The sequence below is a fragment of the Dactylosporangium sp. NPDC049140 genome (genome assembly GCF_040648435.1).
Genome location: NZ_JBEZDS010000023.1, coordinates 114,337 through 133,545, shown reverse-complemented (window position 1 = coordinate 133,545; position 19,209 = coordinate 114,337). Strand labels below are relative to the sequence as shown.

19 protein-coding genes are annotated in these 19,209 nt (G+C 72.2%); 6 read left to right on the top strand and 13 right to left on the bottom strand.

Going from position 1 to position 19,209, the window contains the following annotated elements; genetic code table 11:
• Positions 1-2 precede the first annotated feature (2 nt).
• Positions 3-962 carry an SDR family NAD(P)-dependent oxidoreductase gene (locus tag AB0B76_RS31880; protein ID WP_360382409.1) on the bottom strand — a complete coding sequence of 320 codons (960 nt, stop codon included), beginning with the start codon at positions 960-962 and terminating at the stop codon, positions 3-5.
• Positions 959-1,876, bottom strand: a complete 918-nt coding sequence (locus AB0B76_RS31875) for an SDR family NAD(P)-dependent oxidoreductase (protein WP_360382407.1) — start codon at positions 1,874-1,876, stop codon at positions 959-961. The genes AB0B76_RS31880 and AB0B76_RS31875 overlap by 4 nt, the downstream gene beginning before the upstream one ends.
• A gap of 97 nt (positions 1,877-1,973) precedes the next feature.
• Between AB0B76_RS31875 and AB0B76_RS31870 the strand changes: the two genes are divergently transcribed.
• Positions 1,974-2,543, top strand: a complete 570-nt coding sequence (locus AB0B76_RS31870) for a helix-turn-helix domain-containing protein (protein WP_360382405.1) — start codon at positions 1,974-1,976, stop codon at positions 2,541-2,543.
• A gap of 9 nt (positions 2,544-2,552) precedes the next feature.
• On the opposite strand, the gene AB0B76_RS31865 is transcribed toward AB0B76_RS31870, so the two are convergent.
• Positions 2,553-3,125 (bottom strand): histidine phosphatase family protein, encoded by a 573-nt coding sequence (locus AB0B76_RS31865; protein WP_360382404.1) that lies wholly within the window; start codon positions 3,123-3,125, stop codon positions 2,553-2,555.
• A 36-nt stretch (positions 3,126-3,161) separates the two neighbouring features.
• On the opposite strand from AB0B76_RS31865, the gene AB0B76_RS31860 reads away from it, so the two are divergent.
• Positions 3,162-3,851, top strand: a complete 690-nt coding sequence (locus tag AB0B76_RS31860; protein ID WP_360382402.1) for an HAD hydrolase-like protein — start codon at positions 3,162-3,164, stop codon at positions 3,849-3,851.
• Here the strand turns inward: AB0B76_RS31860 and AB0B76_RS31855 are convergent.
• The 3 genes from AB0B76_RS31855 to AB0B76_RS31845 all read right to left on the bottom strand — a co-directional run bounded on the left by AB0B76_RS31855 (position 3,832) and on the right by AB0B76_RS31845 (position 6,640).
• Positions 3,832-4,278 (bottom strand): Lrp/AsnC family transcriptional regulator, encoded by a 447-nt coding sequence (locus AB0B76_RS31855; RefSeq protein WP_360382400.1) that lies wholly within the window; start codon positions 4,276-4,278, stop codon positions 3,832-3,834. The genes AB0B76_RS31860 and AB0B76_RS31855 overlap by 20 nt on opposite strands.
• Positions 4,279-4,308: 30 nt before the next feature.
• Positions 4,309-5,445 carry an acyl-CoA dehydrogenase family protein gene (locus tag AB0B76_RS31850; RefSeq protein ID WP_360382399.1) on the bottom strand — a complete coding sequence of 379 codons (1,137 nt, stop codon included), beginning with the start codon at positions 5,443-5,445 and terminating at the stop codon, positions 4,309-4,311.
• Positions 5,446-5,527: 82 nt separating this feature from the next.
• Positions 5,528-6,640: a Xaa-Pro peptidase family protein gene (locus AB0B76_RS31845; protein WP_360382455.1), complete on the bottom strand. Its 1,113-nt coding sequence runs from the start codon at positions 6,638-6,640 to the stop codon at positions 5,528-5,530.
• Between the two features lie 146 nt (positions 6,641-6,786).
• Here AB0B76_RS31845 and AB0B76_RS31840 point away from each other — a divergent pair, with 146 nt between their 5' ends.
• On the top strand, positions 6,787-7,737 hold the full coding sequence (locus AB0B76_RS31840) for a sensor histidine kinase (RefSeq protein ID WP_360382397.1): 951 nt from the start codon (positions 6,787-6,789) through the stop codon (positions 7,735-7,737).
• A gap of 10 nt (positions 7,738-7,747) precedes the next feature.
• Positions 7,748-8,662 (top strand): 5'-3' exonuclease, encoded by a 915-nt coding sequence (locus AB0B76_RS31835; RefSeq protein ID WP_360382395.1) that lies wholly within the window; start codon positions 7,748-7,750, stop codon positions 8,660-8,662.
• Here AB0B76_RS31835 and AB0B76_RS31830 read toward each other — a convergent pair.
• The 3 genes from AB0B76_RS31830 to AB0B76_RS31820 all read right to left on the bottom strand — a co-directional run bounded on the left by AB0B76_RS31830 (position 8,654) and on the right by AB0B76_RS31820 (position 15,238).
• Positions 8,654-11,131: a glycogen/starch/alpha-glucan phosphorylase gene (locus tag AB0B76_RS31830; RefSeq protein ID WP_360382394.1), complete on the bottom strand. Its 2,478-nt coding sequence runs from the start codon at positions 11,129-11,131 to the stop codon at positions 8,654-8,656. The two genes, AB0B76_RS31835 and AB0B76_RS31830, sit on opposite strands and share 9 nt — an antisense overlap.
• Positions 11,132-11,428: 297 nt before the next feature.
• Entirely contained in the window at positions 11,429-12,406 is a 978-nt protein-coding gene (locus tag AB0B76_RS31825) for an MHYT domain-containing protein (RefSeq protein WP_360382393.1), read from the bottom strand.
• Positions 12,407-12,496: 90 nt separating this feature from the next.
• Positions 12,497-15,238: a DEAD/DEAH box helicase gene (locus AB0B76_RS31820; protein WP_360382392.1), complete on the bottom strand. Its 2,742-nt coding sequence runs from the start codon at positions 15,236-15,238 to the stop codon at positions 12,497-12,499.
• Between the two features lie 78 nt (positions 15,239-15,316).
• Between AB0B76_RS31820 and AB0B76_RS31815 the strand changes: the two genes are divergently transcribed.
• Complete coding sequence (locus AB0B76_RS31815; protein ID WP_360382391.1) at positions 15,317-16,024, top strand: HAD-IA family hydrolase; 708 nt, start codon at positions 15,317-15,319, stop codon at positions 16,022-16,024.
• 120 nt (positions 16,025-16,144) lie between these two features.
• Positions 16,145-16,519: an Hsp20/alpha crystallin family protein gene (locus tag AB0B76_RS31810; RefSeq protein WP_360382390.1), complete on the top strand. Its 375-nt coding sequence runs from the start codon at positions 16,145-16,147 to the stop codon at positions 16,517-16,519.
• Between the two features lies 1 nt (position 16,520).
• On the opposite strand, the gene AB0B76_RS31805 is transcribed toward AB0B76_RS31810, so the two are convergent.
• The 4 genes from AB0B76_RS31805 to AB0B76_RS31790 form a co-directional block, all read right to left on the bottom strand.
• Complete coding sequence (locus tag AB0B76_RS31805) at positions 16,521-17,414, bottom strand: diacylglycerol kinase (RefSeq protein ID WP_360382389.1); 894 nt, start codon at positions 17,412-17,414, stop codon at positions 16,521-16,523.
• 63 nt (positions 17,415-17,477) lie between these two features.
• A complete protein-coding gene (gene tatC, locus AB0B76_RS31800) occupies positions 17,478-18,416 on the bottom strand; it encodes a twin-arginine translocase subunit TatC (RefSeq protein ID WP_360382387.1) in 939 nt (312 codons plus the stop codon).
• An 80-nt stretch (positions 18,417-18,496) separates the two neighbouring features.
• Positions 18,497-18,763, bottom strand: a complete 267-nt coding sequence (gene tatA, locus AB0B76_RS31795; RefSeq protein ID WP_360382386.1) for a Sec-independent protein translocase subunit TatA — start codon at positions 18,761-18,763, stop codon at positions 18,497-18,499.
• 191 nt (positions 18,764-18,954) lie between these two features.
• A complete protein-coding gene (locus AB0B76_RS31790; protein ID WP_360382384.1) occupies positions 18,955-19,206 on the bottom strand; it encodes a hypothetical protein in 252 nt (83 codons plus the stop codon).
• Positions 19,207-19,209 lie beyond the last annotated feature (3 nt).

The following is a 19,209-nucleotide window of genomic DNA, read 5'->3' as shown; positions in this document are numbered from 1 at the left end:
GCTCACCATGGGCTCAGCTCTGTCGCGTCGCCGCCGGAGCTTGCGGAGGCGGCGGCGCGGGTGGCGGTGGTGGACAGATCCCAGAGCCGGGCCGCGGCCTCCGGGTCGAGGGCGTAGGCGGCCACCCCGGTCCGCGTGCCGGGGCGGTTGGGCTCGGCCTCGTGGCAGTCCTCGTAGTATCGCCCGCCGACGCCGTCGGCGAGCGGCGAGCCGGCCAGCAGCGCCGAGGTCGCCGCGCCCTGCTCCGGGGTCTTCCACCGGATCGGCACCCCGCCGTTGGCCGCCGTCGCGGTCCGCACCAGCTCGTCGACGTCGACGTGGCGCTGCAGGTTGGTGCGGATGCCGCCCGGGTTGAGGGCGTTGACCCGGATGCCGTCGCCGGACCAGCGCCGGTCCGCCTCGACCGCGAAGAGCACGTCGGCCGTCTTCGACTGCCCGTAGGCCAGCCACGGCTCGTACTCGCGCCGCTCGAAGTGGATGTCCTCGAACACCACGGGCGAGCGCAGGTGCGCGGTCGAGCTGACCGCGACCACGCGCGCCCCGCCCGCGGCCCGCAGCGCCGGCAGCAGCCGGGCGGCGAGCGCGAAGTGCCCGAGGTGGTTGGTCGCGAACTGCAGCTCCCAGCCCTCCGGGGTGCGCCCGAGCGGCGAGGCCATCACGCCGGCGTTGTTCACGAGGATGTGCAGGGGGCCGTCCCACGCGTCGGCGAACGCCCGCACGGACGCCTGGTCGGCCAGGTCGAGGGGCGCCACGTGGACCACCCCCGTGAGCTCCGCGGCCACCCGCTCGCCCGCCGCGGTGTCGCGCACCGCGAGGGTGACCTCGGCCCCGGCCCCGGCGAGGGCGCGGGCGGTCTCGACCCCGATCCCGGACGCGCCGCCGGTGACGACCGCGCGGCGGCCGGCCAGGTCGACGCCCGCGAGGACCTCGGCCGCGGTGGACTCGAACCCGAAGCTGCTCATCGCTGCACCTCCTTGACGCTGACGTCCCACAGGCGCTCGGCGGCCGCGGGGTCCAGGGCGTACGACTCGACCCCGGTGCGGGTGTCCGGCAGGTGCGGACCGGCCTCGTTGCAGTCCTCGAAGTACTTCCCGCCGGCCGCGTCCAGCAGCGGCGAGGCGGCGAGCAGCACCGACGTGGCGGCGCCCTGCTCGACGGTCTTGAACTGCGCCACGGTGCCCGGGATCCGCTCGCGCAGGCGCTGCAGGTCGGCGGGGTCGACGTACCGCTGCAGGTTGGTCCGGATCGAGCCGGGGTGCAGCGCGTTGACGAAGATCCCGTCGCCGGACCAGCGCCGGGTCGCCTCGACCGCGAAGAGGATGTTGGCCGTCTTCGACTGCCCGTAGGCCGACCAGGGCTCGTACGCGCGGTGCTCGAAGTGGATGTCCTCGAACACCACCGGCGAGAACATGTGCGCGCTGGAGGACACCGACACGACCCGCGCGCCGTGCGCGGCCCGCAGCGCCGGCAGCAGGCCGGTGGCGAGCGCGAAGTGACCGAGGTGGTTGGTGGCGAACTGCAGCTCCCAGCCCTCGGGCGAGCGGCCGAGCGGGCGGGCCATGACCCCGGCGTTGTGCACCAGGATGTGCAGCGGCCCCTCCCACGCCTCGGCGAACTTGCGCACCGAGGCCTGGTCGGCCAGGTCGAGGGGCGCCACGTGGACCGCCCCCGTGAGCTCCGCGGCCACCCGCTCGCCCTCCGCGGTGTCGCGCACCGCGAGGGTGACCTCGGCCCCGGCCCCGGCGAGGGCGCGGGCGGTCTCGACCCCGATCCCGGACGCGCCGCCGGTGACCACGGCGCGCCGTCCGGCCAGGTCGACGCCCGCGAGGACCTCGGCCGCGGTCGACCCGGCCCCGAAGGGTGTGGTGATAAGCATGATCGTCTCCTTCAGCGGTACCATCAAACGGAGGAGCCTCCAGATGCTCCCACCGTAACCGGAGGTGCCTCCGCTTGACCCCCTCCCGGAGTGTGACGTGACCCACCCGGCCCGACCGCTGCGCGCCGACGCCCGCCGCAACCGCGACCGGCTGCTGGAGGCCGCCCTGGAGGCGTTCTCCCGCGAGCCGAGCGACGAGGTGACCCTGGAGCGCGTGGCCCGCGACGCCGGAGTCGGCATCGGCACCCTCTACCGCCATTTCCCGACCCGGGAGGCGCTGATCGAGGAGGTGTACCGCGCGGAGCTCGCCCGCCTGTGCGAGTCCGCCCCGCGCCTGCTCGCCGAGCTGCCCCCGGACGCCGCCCTGCGCGCCTGGATGGACGGCTTCATCGACTACTCCGCGGCCAAGCGCGGCCTGGCCGAGGCGCTGCGCACGGTCATCGCGGCGGGCGGGCACCCGTTCGCCGAGAGCCGCGCCCGGATGGAGGCCGCCCTGGGCGCGCTGCTGGCCGCGGGCGCGGACACGGGCCTGCGCCAGGACGTCGACCCCTACGACGTGCTGGTGGCCCTGAGCGCGGTCTCCCTGTGGGTGTCCGAGCCGGATCGCCGGGCCCAGGGCGGCCGGGTGCTGGACCTGCTGATGGACGGCCTCCGCCGCACGCGGTGACCCGGCCGGTCAGACCGGCGGGGCGTTCCACAGGCGCAGCGACGGGGCGTCGTGCTCGTGGCCGAGGACCGAGATCGTCGCGGTGCCCAGCGTCAGGTGCGCGCCGAACGCGATCGGCTGCTCCAGCCACCGCGCCGCCAGGGCCCGCGACGCGTGGCCGTGGCTCGTCACCGCCACGTCGCCGAGGACCAGCATCGGGCGCAGCTTCGTGATGAAGCGGTCGAGGCGGACCGTCACCTGCTCCGGGGTCTCGCCCCCGGGGCAGCCCTCGCGCCACAGGTCCCAGCCCGGAGCCTCGGCGTGGATCTCGGACGTGCTGCGGCCCTCGTAGGTGCCGTAGTCCCACTCGGCGATGTCGTTGTCGACCTCCGTGACGACCAGGCCGGCCAGCTCGGCGGTGCGCCGCGCGCGCCGGCGCGGGCTGCTCATCACCGCCACGAAGGCGCGGTTGGCCAGCACCCGGCTCAGGGACTTGGCGCCGTCCTCGCCGGCGGAGGTGAGGTCCAGGTCGGTCGTGGAGGTGTGCCGGCCCGCGGCGCTCCACTCGGTCTGCCCGTGCCGTACGACCACGATCTCGCCCATCTCCACATTGTGCCGGTTCCGGCTACGCTCCACCGGGTGGACGGGGTTCTGGTGCTCTGGGATGTGGACCACACGCTGGTCAACGTGGACGGCCTCGGGCGGGAGGCGTACGACCTGGCCTTCACGCGCCGGTTCGGGGTCGCGCCCGCGCACCAGCCGCCGATGGCCGGGCGGACCGACCGGGCGATCGCGAAGGACATGCTGCGGTTCAACGCGGTGCCGGTGACCGAGGGCAACCTCGAGGACCTGCGCGCGGGGGCCGAGACGGCGATGGACGAGCTCGCGCACCTGCTGCCCGTGCGGGCGCGGGCGCTGCCCGGTGCGGCCGCGGCGGTGGCCGAGGTGCGCACGCGCACGGTGCAGTCGCTGCTGACCGGCAACGTGCGGCACATCGCCGAGGTGAAGGTGGCGCCGTTCGGGTTCGCCGAGCACCTGGACCTCGACGCGGGCGCGTACGGGTGGAGCCACGAGGTGCGCGCCGAGCTGGTGGGGATCGCGCGGCGCAACGCCCACGGCCGCCATGGCCGGCACTTCGAGAAGGTCGTGCTGGTCGGGGACACGCCCGAGGACGTGCTCGCCGCGCTGAGCAGCGGCGCGGGCGTGGTCGCGGTGGCGACCGGGCGGTACACCCGCCGCGAGCTCGAGACCGCGGGCGCTCACGTGACCCTGGACGACCTGGCCGACCTGGATCAGGTGCTGGACGGCATCAGGCGGGCCGCGCGCTAGGCCGGTTCTCGTAGGGCGTCGACAGCACGACGGTCGTGCGGGTGGTGACGTTGGCGGCCGTGCGGATCTCCTGCAGCAGCCGCTCCAGGGCGAGCGGGGTCTCCACGCGCACGAGCAGCATGTAGAAGTCCTCGCCGGCCACGGAGTAGCAGCTCTCGATCTGCGGCAGCTTGGACAGCCGGTCGGGGGCGTCGTCGGGCTGCGACGGGTCGAGCGGGCGGATCGCGACGAAGGCGGTCATCGACAGGCCCAGCGCGTCGTGGTCGATCCGCGCGGCGTAGCCCTTGATGACGCCGCGCTGCTCCAGTCGCCGGACCCGCTGGTGCACGGCCGACACCGACAGCCCGACCCGCTCGGCCAGGTCGGTGTAGGACAGGCGGCCGTCGACGGCCAGGGCGGCCACGATCGCGCGATCGGTCTCTTCCACGAGCGAAACCCTAACCCGCGGTGCAAATCATTACAGGGACCGCGCGATCACCACCCGCTGGATCTGGTTGGTGCCCTCGAAGATCTGCAGGACCTTGGCCTCGCGCATGTACCGCTCGACCGGGTGGTCCGACACGTACCCGGCGCCGCCGAGCACCTGCACCGCGTCGGTCGTGACCCGCATCGCGGTGTCGGTGCAGAACAGCTTGGCCTTGGCCGCCTCGGCCGTGTGGGGGCGTCCGGCGTCGCGCAGGCGGGCGGCGGAAAGGTACAGCGCCCGGGCCGCGGCGATCTGCGTGGCCATGTCGGCGAGCATGAACCCGACGCCCTGGAATTCGGCGATCGGCCGGCCGAACTGCTCCCGCTCGCGGGCGTAGGCGGCCGCGTAGTCCAGGGCGGCCTGGGCGAGCCCGACGGCGCACGCGGCGATGCCGAGCCGGCCACCGTCCAGCGCGCTCAGGGCGATCTTGAAACCGCGGCCCTCCTCGCCGACCAGCCGGTCGCCGGGCACGACGGCGCCGTCGAAGACGAGCTGGGCGACGATCGAGGAGCGCAGGCCCATGGTCTTCTCCGGCGGCTGCGCCTCGACCCCGGCGGTGGCGGCGTCGACGAGCAGGCAGGAGATGCCGGCCGGGCCGGGGCCGCCGGTGCGCACGAACACGTTGTAGAAGTCCGCCCGCCCGGCGTGGGTGATCCAGGCCTTGGTGCCGCGCACCACGAAGCCGTCCGGCCCGGCGTCGGCGCGGGTCTTCAGCGCGGCGGCGTCGGAGCCGCTGTGCGCCTCGGAGAGGCAGTAGGCCCCGAGCAGCTCGCCGCCGAGCAGGTCGGGCAGCAGCCGCTTGCGCTGCACGTCGGAGCCGAACGTCGCCAGCGGGTAGCAGGCCAGGGTGTGCACCGAGACGCCCTCGGCCACGGCCAGCCAGCGGGCCGCCAGCTCCTCCAGGACCTGCAGGTACACCTCGTAGGGCACGCCGCCCCCGCCGTGCTCCTCCGGGTAGGGCAGGCCGAGCAGCCCGGCCCGGCCCAACACCCGGAACAGCTCGCGGGGGAAGCGGCGCTCGGCCTCGAACTCGTCGACGCGCGGCGCCAGCTCGCCGTCGGCGATCTCGCGGACGAGGCCGATGAGCGCCTCGCCCTCCTCGGTCAGAAACGGCCGATCGACGGTCATGCCGACGCCTCCGCTTCGCTCCGGCATCGACATTCATCCCGGGGACCCGGATGAGCGGCCACTCCGCTTCGCTTCGTACCGCTCATAGGATCACCAGCTCCGTGTCGATGGTGTTGAGCCGCTCGACGCCTCCGGCCGTGCACACGACGATGTCCTCGATCCGGGCGCCGTGGCGGCCGGCCAGGTAGATGCCCGGCTCGATCGAGAACGCCATGCCGGGCTCGAGCGGGGTGGCGTTGCCGGCCACGATGTAGGGGTCCTCGTGTCCGTCGAGGCCGATGCCGTGCCCGGTGCGGTGCAGGAACGCGGCACCGAACCCGGCCTGCGCGATGAGGTCGCGGGCGGCGGCGTCGACGGCCTCGGCGGTGACGCCGGGGCGCACGGCCGCGACCGCGGCCCGCTGGGCCTCGTGCAGCACGGCGTAGTAGGCGGCGAAGTCCGCGGGCGGCTCGCCGATGCAGTAGGTGCGGGTGGAGTCGGAGCAGTACCCGTCGGGCATCGCCCCGCCGATATCCACGACCACCGGCTCCCCGGCCCGGATCACCCGGTCGGAGACGCCGTGGTGCGGGCTGGCCCCGTCGGGCCCGGCGGCCACGATGGTGAACTCGACCGTGGCGTGCCCGGCCGCGCGGATGCCGGCCGCGATGTCGGCGGCGACCTCGGCCTCGGTGCGCCCGGGCCGCAGCCACTCCCCCATCCGCTCGTGGACGGCGTCGATGGCCCGCCCGGCCCGGCGCAGCGCGTCGACCTCGGCCGGGGTCTTGCGCAGGCGCAGGCCGCGCAGCACGGCCCCGGCCAGGGCCTGGGTGGCGTCGGGCAGCGCGTCGCGCAGGGCCAGCACCTGCTCGGCCCACATGCGGTCGCCGAGCCCGACGGCCTTGACCCGGTCGCCGAGCAGGCCCCGCACGATGTCGTACGGGTCGCTGCCGTCCTCGTGGTCGACCAGCCGCGCGCCGACGGACCGCGCCGGCGAGGCCTCCGCCGCGGGGCGCTCGAGGCGGGGGACGATGAGCACGGCCTCGCCGTCGGCGGGCAGCACGAGCAGGGTGAGGCGCTCCAGGGCGTGCGCGTCGTAGCCGGTCAGGTAGCGCAGGTCGGCGCTCGGGCCGATCAGCAGGGCGTCGAGCCCGGCCTCGGCCGTGGCGCGCCGGGCGGCGGCCAGCCGGTCGGGGGAATACAGCTCCACGAGCAACAGCTTAACGTTCGTTTGGTTTTCTGCGTGACGGCAGGGGCCCGAGTGGGCGGTGCCGTACCAATGGATAGGTGTTCCACCGCCCGTTATGCCGTAGTCTAGGTCCGATGTTTGAGTAAAGCCGAACCGAGACGAGCTGCCGCATCTCCATGAGCCGCCCCAGCGCGCCGCCGCCCAGCGACCGGGTCGCAGACCCGCTCGTGCACGAAGCGCTGCTGTACGACGGCGTGGTCGGTTTCCTCGACGGCACCATGAAGTTCATCTACGAGGGGTTCTCCCTCAACGAGCCCACGATAGTCGCGGCCCCGCCCGGCAACCTCACCCTGCTGCGGGAGCGGCTGGGCGCGTTCGCCGAGAGCGTCGAGTTCCTCGACATGACCGAGGCCGGGCGCAACCCGGGCCGGATCATCCCCTGGGTGCTGTGCAAGTTCATCGACCAGCACGCCGGCCACCGGGTGCGCATCGTCGGGCAGCCCATCTGGCCCGAGCGCACCACCGAGGAGTACCCCGGCTGCGTCCAGCACGAGGCGATGATCAACGTGGCCCTGGCCGGCCGCGAGGCGACGGTGCTGTGCCCGTACGACCTCGCCCACCTCGACCAGCGGCGCATCGGCGACGCGCACCGCACGCACCCGGTCATGGTCGACGACAACGGCGGCCGGTACGCGTCGGACACCTACGACCCCTACGGCGTCGCCGAGGAGTACAACGTGCCCCTCTCCGAGCCGCCGGCCGGCGCGACCACGCTGCGCTTCGAGCTGGAGAGCCTCGTCGAGGTGCGCCGCCGGGTGGCCGAGGTCGGGCTGGACGCCGACCTGGTGCCCGACCGGATCGTCGACCTGCAGAGCGCCGTCAACGAGCTCGCCACCAACAGCGTCCAGCACGGCGGCGGCTCCGGGACGCTGCGCACCTGGCACGACGACGAGCGCGTGGTCTGCGAGGTCCGCGACTTCGGCCACGTCACCAACCCGGTGACCGGCCGCCTGCGCCCGCCGGACGGCCGGGGCCGCGGCCTGGTCATGGTCCACTTCCTGGCCGACCTCGTGCAGCGACACACCAGCACGACCGGGACGGCCACGCGCATCCACGTCTTGCGCTAATCTCCGCCTGGTGGACCGCCCTCTGCTGCTGATCGACTCGGCCAGTCTCTACTTCCGCGCGTTCTTCGGCGTGCCCGAGGCCGCCGCGAAGGCGCCCGACGGCACCCCGGTCAACGCGGTGCGCGGCTTCCTCGACATGCTCTCCACCCTCATCAGGGGCCGCAAGCCCGACCGGATGGTGTGCTGCCTCGACGAGAGCTGGCGCCCGGCCTGGCGGGTCGCGCTGCTGCCCTCGTACAAGGCGCACCGGCTCACCCCGGCCGGCGGCGAGGAGGTGCCCGACGCGCTCTCCCGGCAGGTGCCGGTGATCCTCGAGTTCCTCGCCGCGCTGGGCATCACGGCCGTCGGCGCGGCCGACTTCGAGGCCGACGACGTCATCGGCACGCTCGCCCACCGCGAGCCCGGGCCCGTCGAGGTGGCCACCGGCGACCGCGACCTGTTCCAGGTCATCGACGACGCCAAGCCGGTGCGGGTGCTGTACTGCGGCCGCGGCGTCGCCAAGCTCGAGGTCCTCGACGACACGGCGCTGCACGGCAAGTACGGCGTGCCCGCGGCCGGGTACGCGGACCTCGCGGCCCTGCGCGGCGACCCCAGCGACGGCCTGCCCGGCGTCACCGGCGTCGGCGAGAAGACCGCGGCCCGGCTCGTGGACCGCTACGGCGGCCTCGACGGGATCCTCACCGCGCTCGACGACCCGGAGTCGGGCTTCGCGCCCGGGCTGCGGGCCAAGATCGAGGCCGGCCGGGAGTACCTCGCCAGCGCCCGCGACGTCGTAGCGGTCTCCCGCGCGGTGCCGCTGCCGGAGCTGCGGACGAAGCTGCCCACCGCCCCGGCCGACCCGGAGGGGCTCATCGCCCTGGCCGAGCAGTGGGGCCTGGCGGGGGCGTCCAAACGGATCGTGGACGCCCTGCAGGCCTCAGGCTGAGACGCGGACCGGCTCGACGCGCCAGATCCGGTCGCAGTAGTCGCGCACGGTCCGGTCGGAGGAGAAGAAGCCGCACCGGGCCGCGTTGAGCACCGACATGCGGGCCCAGCCGTCCTGGTCCCGCCACGCCCGCTCGACCCGCTCCTGGGCCTCGAGGTAGGGCCGGTAGTCGGCCAGGGACAGGTACTCGTCGCGGCCGAGCATCGCGTCGACGATCGGCGTGAACAGGGACCGGTCGCCCTTGGCGAACACGCCGTGCGCGATCGTGTCGATCGCCGCGCGCAGCTCGGGGTCGCTCTCGTAGTACGCCCGCGGGTTGTAGTCCCGGCGCATCTCGGCCGCGTGCGGCGCGTCGAGGCCGAACAGGAAGAAGTTGTCCGCCCCGACCCGGTCCCGGATCTCGATGTTCGCGCCGTCCAGCGTGCCGATCGTGACGGCCCCGTTGAGCGCGAGCTTCATGTTGCCCGTGCCCGACGCCTCCTTGCCGGCGAGCGAGATCTGCTCCGACAGGTCGGCCGCCGGGATGATCACCTGCGCGCGGGTGACGTTGTAGTCGGGCTGGAGCACGACCTTGAGCCGGCGCGACACCACCGGGTCGGTGTTGACCGCCTCCGCGACCGCGTTGACGAGCCTGATCAGCAGCTTCATGGAGTGGTACCCCGGCGCCGCCTTCCCCCCGAACAGCACCGTGCGCGGCACCACCTCGAGGTCCGGGTCGTCCCGCAGCCGGTTGAACAGCGTGATGACGTGCAGAAGCTTCAAATGCTGCCGTTTGTACTCGTGGAAGCGCTTGATCATCACGTCGCACAGCGCGTCCGGGTCGAGAACCACGCCCGTCGACTTCTCCACCAGCGTCGCGAGATCGGTCTTGTTCGCCCGCTTGACCGCGCGCCAGCGCTCGAGGAACGCCGGGTCGTCGGCGGCGGGCGCGAGGTCCTCCAGCCGGTCGAGGTCGGTGATCCACCTGTCGTCGCCGAGCCTTCCGGTGACCAGCTCCGACAGCCGCGGGTTGGCCATGCGCACGAACCGGCGCGGCGTGACCCCGTTGGTGACGTTGTGGAACTTCTGCGGCCACAGCTCGGCGAAGTCGCGCAGCGTCGTCTCGGCGAGCAGCTTCGTGTGCAGCTCCGCGACCCCGTTGACCGCGGTCGAGCCGACCACGGCCAGGTGCGCCATCCGCACCCGCTTGTCCGGCGCCTCCTGGATGATCGAGAGCCGCCGGACGCGCTCGGGATCGCCCGGGTACGTCGCCTCGACCTCCTGCAGGAAGAAGTAGTTGATCGCGTAGATGATCTCCATGTGCCGGGGCAGCAGCCGCTCCAGCAGCGCCACCGGCCAGGTCTCCAGGGCCTCGGGCAGCAGCGTGTGGCACGTGTAGTTGAACGTGCGCCGGGTGATCGACCACGCCTTGTCCCAGTCCAGCTTCTGCTCGTCGACGAGCAGCCGCATGAGCTCGGTGACGGCCATGACCGGGTGGGTGTCGTTGAGCTGGATCACGACCTTGGCCGGGAACGCGTCCCAGCCGGAGTTGCGCAGCCGGTACCGCCGGATGATGTCGCGCAGGGAGCACGCCACGAGGAAGTACTGCTGCTTCAGGCGCAGCTCGCGGCCCTGCTCGGTGCTGTCGTCGGGGTACAGGACCTTGGAGATGTTCTCCGCGCTCGTGATGTCCTCGACCGCCTCCTTGTACTGCCCCGCACCGAACCGCGACAGGTCGAAGGACTCGCGGCTGGCCCGGGCCTGCCAGAGCCGGATGATGTTGACGGTCTGCGTGCCGTACCCCGGCACGAGCATGTGGCTGGGCTCGCCCCGCACGGTCTCCCCCGGCGTCCACTGCCGCCGCAGTCCCGTCGGGTCGTCGAGCGCGGGCGCCGTGCCGCCGTAGAACCCGATGAGCTGCCGGTCGTCGGGCGCCGGAAACTCCCACGGGTTGCCGTAGAACGTCCAGTCGTCGGGCCGCTCGACCTGCGCGCCGTCCCGGAACGCCTGCTTGAAGATCCCGAACTCGTACCGGATGCCGTAGCCGACCGCCGGAATGTCGAGCGTCGCCATCGAGTCGAGCAGGCACGCCGCGAGCCGCCCGAGCCCGCCGTTGCCCAGCCCCGGCTCCACGTCGTAGTGCTCGAGGTCCTCGAGGCTGGTCCCGAGCTCGCTCGCGACCGTGCGCGCGAACCGCTCGGTGTCGGTGTAGAGCAGGTTCTGCCGCAGCTGCCGCCCGAGGAGGTACTCGGCGGACAGGTAGTACACGAACCGCGGGTTGGCGGCGTAGTGCGCGGCGGCGGTGCGCGCATACCGTTCGATCAGCCGGTCCCGGACCGTGAGCGCGAGCGTGTGGTACCCGTCGGAGCCGCTGGCGGACTCGAGCGTGGTGCCGCGCTGGAAGTACAGGTTGCTCAGGAGGTCTCGCTCGAAGTCCTCGAGCGTGTTGCCGACGGTGCGCATGCTGGGGCGGGGCCGGGCATCGGTCACCACCCCAGTATCCGCTTCGGACCCCCGCGCCCGCCGGGCTTCACGCCCACCCGGCCCGCTCGCCGTCGTCGTCGACGACCGCCGCTGCCGAAAACGCGGCCAAAAGGCATAACCGTGGGCAACAGCGAAAAAGGGGGCCGGAGGCTTCCGCGCACCATCGGCCGGGCGTTGTTTGTCTGCTTCTCGTCCGGCTAAGAATGCGCTCGGCACCCATTCAACCGGACATATCCCTCGTCAGGCGAAAAGTCCGATAAGTCGCGACGGGAAGCGCCCGACTTATCGCTCAACGCCAGCGAATCAACGCCCCCGATGCCGACGAGCGTCAGCGATCCCATTGGCCGCCCGAGCCGCAAAGGCCTGCCCCTTGCCGCCGCCCTGAGCCGGCGGCGCCGCCGAAGGCGAACCGCCGAACGTGCCACCCACCGCGTTGCCCGGCATCGGGGCGCCCCCGAACACCGCCCCCGACTCCGCGCGGATCGCCTGCCCCGCGGCGATCTTGTCGCGCACCGCCGCCGCCTCGGCCTGTTCGCGCTCCGACGGTACCGCCATCACGGCGCTGGCCAGGGCGATCACCACGACGAGGACGAAGAGCACGATCGGGGCCAGGAACCAGTTCACGTCTACGCCCGGCACGGTGTCGGTGCCGTGGGCGAGGTGGACCTGCATGGCGTACATGCCCGTGTAGTGCATGCCGCAGACGGCCACGCCCATCACGACCGCCGCGGCGGTCGTGGCGATCATGCCGCGCACGACGACCGTGAACCACAGGGCCACGGTCGCGGCGACGACGGCGATCGCGTAGGAGGCGATGTACAGGCTCGGCTTGTACTCGAAGCTGCCGTTGATGTTCATCGCCTTCATGCCCGTGTAGTGCATGAACGCGACCGACACGCCCGTGATCGGGCCGCCGATGAGGACCTTCCACAGCTTCGGCCGGCCCATCCCGACGATGAACAGGCCGAGGCCCACGGTGACGACCGCGATGATGAAGCTCGCGACCGTGATCGGCACGTCGAAGCGCAGCGGGCTGTCCTGCACGCTGAAGCCGACCATCGCCATGAAGTGCATGACCCAGATGCCGGTGCCGCCGATCGACCAGGCGGCCAGCACCAGCAGCCACGCCCGGCGGCGGGTGTCGGTGGCGATACGGGCCCGCGCGGTGCTCACCAGGCCCAGCAGGGAGCCCAGGAATGACATGGCGAAGGCGAAGATCGGCGTGATGGCGCCGTATGTGAAATGGTGCAGCTGACCCACAATGTCCTCCGTCCAGGGCACGCGCGCAGAATTGCACGGCGAGCCGGCCGGATCATCATTGCGGATCTGAACGCTTTTTGCGAATTCGCATCAGGTGAGAAAACGCCGAAATTATCCCATTAGGCTGTATGCAAGCACGCCCCGCGTGATCGCCGTCATCGCCTGCCGCGCCGTGCGCCGTACCGTTTCCGGGGCGCCGGAGGCCTCGGCAAGCTGCCCCAGCAGGTCGAGAACCTGGCGCGACCAGCGTACAAAGTCCCCGGCCGGCATGTCACCCTCCAGCCCGTGCACGCTGCCGAGCACCTTGGTGAGCGACTCGCCGCGGGCCCAGCGGTACACCGGCCACACGAACCCGAGGTCCAGCTCGCGGGTCAGCTGCAGGCCCCGCGAGTCCTCCTCGTCGCGCAGGTCGGCCCAGAGCTTCAGGGTCGCGTCGATGGCGTCGGTGACCTCACCCCGCGGTACCGAAGCCCGGTCCTCCGCTTCTCGCCGGGCCTCGTAGACCAGCACGCTGGCCGCCGCGGCCAGCTCGGCCGGGCCGAGCTTGTCCCACACCCCGCGGCGCAGGCACTCGGCGACGAGCAGGTCGGTCTCCGACCAGATCCGCGCCAGCATCCGCCCCGCGTCGGTGACCTCGCCGGCCTCGCTGAGGTAGCCGCGGTCGGTCAGCAGCCCGCAGACCCGGTCGAAGGTGCGCGCGAGGGAGCCGGTGCGGCTGGCGACCTTGCCGCGCAGGGCCTCGGTGTCGCGCTCGAGGCGGTGGCGGCGCTCGGCCCAGCGCGCGTGCTCCTCGCGCTCGGGGCAGCGGTGGCAGGGGTGGCGGCGCAGCGACGCGCGCAGCGACTCCAGCTCGTGGTCGTCGGCCGCGGCGGTGTTGCGGGAGCGCCCGGGGCGCCCGCGCTCCTCCGGCTCGAACTCGACGCGGCGCAGCTGGGAGGCGAGGTCGCGGCGGTCCTGGGCCGAGCGGAAGTTGAACTGCCGCGGTACCCGCACCCGCCCGATCGGCTCGACCGGACTGGTGAAGTCGGCGCCGGAGATGCGCCCGGCCCAGCGGTCCTCGGTGAGCACCAGCGGGCGCGGCTCGCCGAAGCCGCCGGTGCCCGGGTCGATCACGATCGCCAGGCCCGAGCGGCGCCCGGCCGGCACCCGGATCACATCGCCGGCCCGCAGCCGCTCCAGCGACTCCAGCGCGGCCGCCCGGCGCTGCTGGGCGCCCTGGCGGGCGATCGTCTTCTCGCGCTCGGCGATGGCGACGCGGATGGAGAAGTACTGCTCGAAGTCCCCGAGGTGGCAGGCCATCTCCCCGGCGTAGGTCGCCATGGTCTCGGCGTTGCGCTGCACCTGGCGGGCCAGGCCGACGACCGAGCGGTCGGCCTGGAACTGCGCGAACGAGCTCTCCAGCAGCTCGCGGGCGGCCGCCGAGCCGACGCTGCCGACGAGGTTGACGGCCATGTTGTACGACGGGCGGAAGCTCGACTTGAGCGGGTACGTCCGGGTGGAGGCGAGGCCGGCGACGTGCCGGGGATCGACCTCGGGCGCCCACACGACGACGGCGTGGCCCTCCACGTCGATGCCGCGGCGCCCGGCCCGGCCGGTCAGCTGCGTGTACTCCCCCGGCGTCAGGTCGACGTGCGCCTCGCCGTTGAACTTGACCAGCCGTTCCAGCACGACACACCGGGCCGGCATGTTGATGCCCAGCGCCAGGGTCTCGGTGGCGAACACGGCCTTGACCAGCCCGCGGACGAACAGCTCCTCGACGACCTCCTTGAACGCGGGCAGCATGCCGGCGTGGTGGGCGGCGAGGCCGCGCTCGAGGCCGTCGAGCCAGTCCCAGTACCCCAGGACCTGCAGGTCCTCGCTCGGGATGTGCTTGGTGCGCTCCTCGACGATGGTGCGGATCTCGGCGCGCTCGTCCGGTCCGGTCAGGCGCAGCCCGGCGCCCAGGCACTGCTGCACGGCGGCGTCGCAGCCGGCCCGGCTGAAGATGAACAGGATCGCCGGCAGCAGACCCTCGCGGTCGAGCCGCTCGACGATCTCCTGGCGGTAGGGGCCGGTCCAGCGGCCGCGTTTGCCGCGGCGCAGGTCGCCCCCGGCCAGTTCGACGCGGCGGAGCATTTCGCGGTGGTACCGCAGCAGCTCCGGATGTACATCGTGCTTCTGCGCCGCCTCCGCGTCGTGGAACAGGTCGAACATGCGCTTGCCCAGGAGCATGTGCTGCCACAGCGGCACCGGCCGGTGCTCGCTGACGACCACGGACGTCTCGCCGCGCACGGTCACGAGCCAGTCGGCGAACTCCTCGGCGTTGGAGACGGTCGCGGACAGCGACACGAGCATCACCGACTCCGGCAGGTGGATGATCACCTCTTCCCACACGGCGCCGCGGAACCGGTCGGCGAGGTAGTGCACCTCGTCCATGACCACGTACGACAGGCCCTGCAGCGTCGCCGACCCGGCGTAGAGCATGTTGCGCAGCACCTCGGTGGTCATGACCACCACGGGCGCGTCGCCGTTTATCGCGTTGTCGCCGGTGAGCAGGCCGACCCGCTCGGCGCCGTAGCGCGCGACGAGGTCGTTGTACTTCTGGTTGGACAGGGCCTTGATCGGCGTCGTGTAGAAGCACTTGCGCCCCTGCCGCAGGGCCAGGTGCACGGCGAACTCCCCGACGACCGTCTTGCCGGCGCCGGTGGGGGCGCACACCAGCACGCCCGTGCCGCGCTCCAGGGCCGCGCAGGCCTCGGCCTGGAACGGGTCGAGGGCGAAGTCCAGCTCCTCGATGAACTCGGTGAGCGCGGGCTGCTGCGAGGCGCTCTCGGCCCGCTGCCGAGCCGCCTCGTAGCGGTCTGCAGGGCTCATTCCAGACTCCTCAGTACCGCTCACGTCACCAAGGCTAGGCGAAGCACGCCCGGATCCGCTCATGGGTATCGTGCTGGCGTGCCGGAAAGCGATGAGTCACTCACTTCCCGACGGCCGATCGAGGCGGTGCTGCTGGACTTCCACGGGACGCTCGCGCAGGTCGAGGACGCGGTGCGGTGGGTGACCCGCGCCGCCCAGAGCCTCGGCGACACCCTCGAGCGCAGCAAGGCGACGGTGCTGGCCGACCGGCTCACCACGGCCGGCCGCGCCGGCGGGCCGAAGCCGCAGCGGGTGCCCGCGCACCTGGCCGAGGTCTGGGCCGACCGCGACCTGTCGGCCGACGCGCACCGCGCCTGCTACACGGGCCTGGCCGCGACCGTCGACGAGGGCCTGGCCACGCCGCTGTACGACCGGCTGCTGCTCGCCGACGGCTGGCAGCTCTACGCCGACACCGTGCCGACGCTGCAGGCCCTGCGTGCGGCCGGGGTGCCCGTCGCCGTGGTCAGCAACATCGGCTTCGACCTGCGCGCGCTCGCCCAGGATCTCGGCTTCGCCGACCTCGTGGACGCGTTCGTGCTCTCCTACGAGGTCGGGCTGATCAAGCCGGACCCGGCCATCTTCTGGAACGCGTGCGCGGCCCTGCGCGTCGACCCGGAGCGGGCGCTGATGGTCGGCGACACGCCGGCGGACGCGGGCGCGGCGGCGGCCGGCTGCCCGGTGCTCGTCCTCCCGGAGAGTGAACCGGGCAAGGTACACGGACTGGGAGGAATCCTGCGGTTGTTGTGAGCTGGGATTGAATTCCGGCCGCGCCGGGAAATCAGTGTCGCAACATCGGCTCTGTGCTTGTCGCGGCCGATTCCGCCGACGACAGTGCAGGCAACTTCTTTCAATTTGCGGAGGTACGTCATGCCGTTGAACCGCTGGGACCCCACGAACGCGCTCGCCCGCCTGGAGCAGGACATGGGCAGCGCCGCGCAGCACGCCCACGCCGCGTCGGTGCGCACCGCGACCGACGGCGACGATCTCGTCATCACCGTCGAGGGCATCGACCCGTCCGACGTCGACGTCCAGGTCTCCGGCGGCCGGCTGACCATCAAGGGCTCCGGCGGCAGCAGCACCTCGGAGAGCCACGACGCCGGCGGCGCGCATTTCTCGTCGTCCTCGTCGAGCTCGTCGTCGTTCTCGCGCAGCTTCTCGGTGCCGGACGGCGTCGAGCAGTCCGACGTGTCGACCGAGCCGTCGGGCAACGGCGTGAAGGTGCGCATCCGCAACGCGGCCTGACCTACTGGGCCAGTCGCAGCGCTCCGGGTACACAAGTGATGGTCACGGGGAGTGGGCAGATCCGCTCCCCGTCGGCGTATGCGGTGATCCCCGCCCCGTCGAGCTCGACGACCCGCGCGCGGTGGGTGCTGACCCGCCGGTCGCGCACGTGGGTGCCCTTGAGCACCTTGGGCCGCAGCCGCATGAGCGTGAGCCGCCCGAGCGGCTCGGCGACGACGACGTCGAGCAGCCCGTCGGTGGGGTCGGCGCCGGGCGCGATCCGGAACCCGCCGCCGTAACTCTCGGTGTTGCCGATCGCGACGAGAACGGACTCGAAGACGGTCTCCGTCCCGTCCAGTTTCATGGTGTACCGCCGCGGCCGCAGCGCCAGCAGTTCCTCGACGATCGCCCGGTTGTACCGCTGCGGCCCCTTCGGCCACCGCATCCGGTTGGCGCGCTCGTTGACGAAGGCGTCGAACCCGGCCGCGAGCACCGCCCCGAACCACACGCTCGTCCCGTCGCCCCCTTCGAGGCGCGCGAGGTCGATCGCCCGCACCCGCCCGTCGCGCAGCGCGTCGGCGACGCTCCCGGCCGCCGCGACGGGCGACGGCGGCACCCCGAGCCGCACCGCGAAGTCGTTGCCGGTCCCGGCGGGCACGATCCCGAACGGCACCCCGGTCCCGGCCACGGCCTGCAGCCCGAGGTGCACGGTCCCGTCCCCGCCCATCGCCACCAGCGCGTCGCACCGTTTTTCGGCGACCGCGCGGCGCGCCTGCTCCTTGACCTCGGCGGCGCTGCTCCCGGACACCAGCGTGACGGAGTCCCCGCCGGCGCCGAGCCGTTCACGGACCGCGGGCAGCAACGCGGCGCGCCGCCCCTTGCCGGCGGTGGGGTTCGCGAGCAGCGCGATGTTCACGGCCGAGACTGTAAACGTTCACGGCGCCCCGGTGCCAGAGCATCCGGGGCGCCGTGCCTTCGCTTACGTGACGTCGTCGAAGCGGGCGTCCAGCGGCTTCGGCCGCTCGACCGACGTCGGGGCCGCCACCGGGGTCGGGGCGTCGACCGGGTCGTACCCGTCGATCGGGCTCGCCGCCTCCACCGGTTCGACCTCGTAGTCGTCCAGCGAGGAGACCTCGTCGTCGCCGATGCCCGCGTACGACGGCCGGTTGCGACCCCGGCGCTTGTCGTTGACCAGGGCGAAGATGACCGCGCCGAAGTAGAGGACCGACATGCACAGCGCCAGGAACGTCATGCCGAACGGGTCGGCGGTCGGGGTCGCGATCGCGGCGAAGACGAAGAAGATGAAGACCGCGATGCGCCACCAGCCCAGGAGCCGCTTACCCGTGGCGATGCCGGCGATGTTGGCCAGCATGATGCCGAGCGGGAACTCGAAGGCGACGCCGAAGACGAGCATCATGCCGGTGACGAAGTCGACGTACGACATCGCCTCCAGCAGCAGCGACGTCGACGGTGGCATGAAGTTGATCAGGAACTCGAGGCCCTTCGAGACCACGATGAACGCGAGCACCGCGCCGGCCGCGAACAGCGGGGCGGCGAGGCCGGCGAACACGTAGGCCCATTTCCGCTCGCTGCGATGCAGGCCGGGGGCGACGAAGGCCCACAGCTGGTACATCCAGAAGGGCGACGCGAGAATCAGGCCGGTGTACAGCGAAATTTTCAGCGTCAGCAGCAGCGGGTCGGTCACCTTCAGGGCCACGAACTGGCACTGCCAGCCGGCCGGCAGGTTCCCGTGGTTGGCCTGCCGGACCTGCTTCTCGGACAGCAGGCAGTACGGATCCTGCAGGATGTGCAGGATGTAATTGTGCAGCAGGTATCCAATGATGAGGCCGATCACGATGGCGATCGACGCTCGGAAAAGCCGTGTCCGGAGCTCCCGCAGATGCTCCAAAAGGGTCATGGAGCCATCTGCGGCACGCTCGAATTTCGACGGCTGCTTATCCCGCCGCCGGGCGAGGATGCTCACGACCGGAGCGCGCCTCAGCGCTCGCGAGCGTGGTCAACAGGATCGACGCGGGGAGTCGGCGACGGCTGGTTGTCGGCGATCTCGCCCTGGAGCGGCTGCCGGCCCGACTGCGCCTCGGCCTTGGCGTCGACGTCGTCGTCGGCGAGGCCCTTGGTCTCCGCCTTGATGATCCGCATCGAACGGCCGAGCGAACGCGCCGCGTCAGGCAGGCGCTTCGCGCCGAACAGCAGGATCAGCACCACCACCAGGACGATGATGTGCCACGGCCTTACTGCACCCATGTGAAGCCACCTCACTGTATTCGAGCTGCCGCACCCATCCTACTGACCACCGGAGGGTGAGGGCAGTGGCCGGGGTTTGCGGATAGTGGTCCGGCCGCTGAAGTCCTGACGAGTGTTGACGCTGCTCCGCCCGGACGTCAACCATCCGTCCGGTCAAAGGTGCGCTATGCCGGGTTTATCCGCCAGGATTGTTAACTGTTCTCGACCGCGCGCTGGGCGGCCTGCTGCGCCGCCATGGCCTCCAGCTGCGGCACCATCTGCTCGACGGTCTGCTGCAGCGCGGCCAGGCGCGGCTCGACCCGGCGCTGCCCGTCCTCCAGGCGCGCCTGCATGGCCCGGGCCGCGTTGTCGAACGCGCGCAACCGGCCCATCACGCTCACCGCGACGAGTACGAGGACGACGAGCGCGAGCAGGACGATGCCGCCCGAGATCCACCACAGCACGTG

Bases quoted from the DNA above. Each gene is read 5' to 3' on its own strand.
- AB0B76_RS31880 (WP_360382409.1), bottom strand. From the start codon at position 962: ATGAGCAGCTTCGGGTTCGAGTCCACCGCGGCCGAGGTCCTCGCGGGC.
- AB0B76_RS31865 (WP_360382404.1), bottom strand. From the start codon at position 3,125: ATGGGCGAGATCGTGGTCGTACGGCACGGGCAGACCGAGTGGAGCGCC.
- AB0B76_RS31820 (WP_360382392.1), bottom strand. From the start codon at position 15,238: ATGAGCCCTGCAGACCGCTACGAGGCGGCTCGGCAGCGGGCCGAGAGC.
- AB0B76_RS31850 (WP_360382399.1), bottom strand. From the start codon at position 5,445: ATGACCGTCGATCGGCCGTTTCTGACCGAGGAGGGCGAGGCGCTCATC.
- AB0B76_RS31810 (WP_360382390.1), top strand. From the start codon at position 16,145: ATGCCGTTGAACCGCTGGGACCCCACGAACGCGCTCGCCCGCCTGGAG.
- AB0B76_RS31840 (WP_360382397.1), top strand. From the start codon at position 6,787: ATGAGCCGCCCCAGCGCGCCGCCGCCCAGCGACCGGGTCGCAGACCCG.
- tatC (WP_360382387.1), bottom strand. From the start codon at position 18,416: ATGACCCTTTTGGAGCATCTGCGGGAGCTCCGGACACGGCTTTTCCGA.
- AB0B76_RS31875 (WP_360382407.1), bottom strand. From the start codon at position 1,876: ATGCTTATCACCACACCCTTCGGGGCCGGGTCGACCGCGGCCGAGGTC.
- tatA (WP_360382386.1), bottom strand. From the start codon at position 18,763: ATGGGTGCAGTAAGGCCGTGGCACATCATCGTCCTGGTGGTGGTGCTG.